Genomic DNA, 855 nt, shown 5'->3' with positions numbered 1-855 from the left:
TGTTGCCGTTCTGGATCTCGTCCATGGTCTTGAACGAGGTCGTGAGCATGACGAAGAGCGGCATCAGATAGAGGACGGCAAAGACCAGCAGCAGGCCGTAGATGACGGCGCGGCCGATCCAGCGGGTGTTGTTGCTGTTCTGCGAGGTTGCTATCGGAGAGGTCACGCTGCTCATCGCGCCTTCTCCTTCAGTTCGGAATAGAGATAGGGCACGATGATCGCCGAGATCGTCATCAGCATGATGATGGCGCTGGCCGAGCCGACGGCCATCTCGTTGCGCTTGAAGGTGTATTCATACATGAAGTTGGACGGCAGCCAGGCCGAGCCGCCGGGGCCGCCCGAGGTCAGCGCCACCACGAGGTCGTAGGACTTGATCGCCATATGGGCGAGCACGATGAAGGCGGAGAGAAAGATCGGCCGCAAGAGCGGAATGACGATGCGCCGATAGAGCTGGAATGGCGAGGCGCCATCGATCTGGGCGGCCTTCATGATCTCGCCGTCGATGCCGCGCAGACCCGCCAGGAACATCGCCATGACGAAGCCGGACGCCTGCCAGACGCCGGCGATGACGACGGTGTAGATGACGAAGTCCTTGTTCTTGATCCAGTCGAAGTGGAAGCTCGTCCAGCCAAAATGGTGCAGCGTCTGTTCTAGCCCGAGGCCGGGATCGAGGAACCATTTCCAGGCAACGCCTGTCACAATGAAGGAGAGCGCCATCGGATAGAGGAAGATCGGCCGCAACACGCTCTCGCCGCGGATCTTCTGGTCGAGCAGGATGGCGAGGAACAGACCGAGCACCAGGCAGATGCCGATATAGAGAAAGCCGAAGATCGCCATGTTGGTGATCGAGGTATA

Annotated in this window: 1 protein-coding gene and 1 pseudogene; both read right to left on the bottom strand. The window is 59.6% G+C overall.

Annotated features, from left to right (window positions below; all coding sequences use genetic code 11):
* Nucleotides 1-175, bottom strand: a pseudogene (locus tag G9X67_RS34675) (carbohydrate ABC transporter permease); the annotation flags it as partial.
* On the bottom strand, nucleotides 172-855 hold a 684-nt coding region (locus G9X67_RS34670), incomplete at its 5' end, for a sugar ABC transporter permease (RefSeq protein ID WP_171600805.1). The gene G9X67_RS34670 and the pseudogene G9X67_RS34675, both read right to left, overlap by 4 nt.

This window comes from Rhizobium sp. WYCCWR 11152 (assembly GCF_013087615.1).
Taxonomy (GTDB): Bacteria; Pseudomonadota; Alphaproteobacteria; order Rhizobiales; family Rhizobiaceae; genus Rhizobium; species Rhizobium indicum.
Note: the sequence above shows the minus strand (reverse complement) of the source record. Positions and strands in the feature narration are given on the sequence as shown.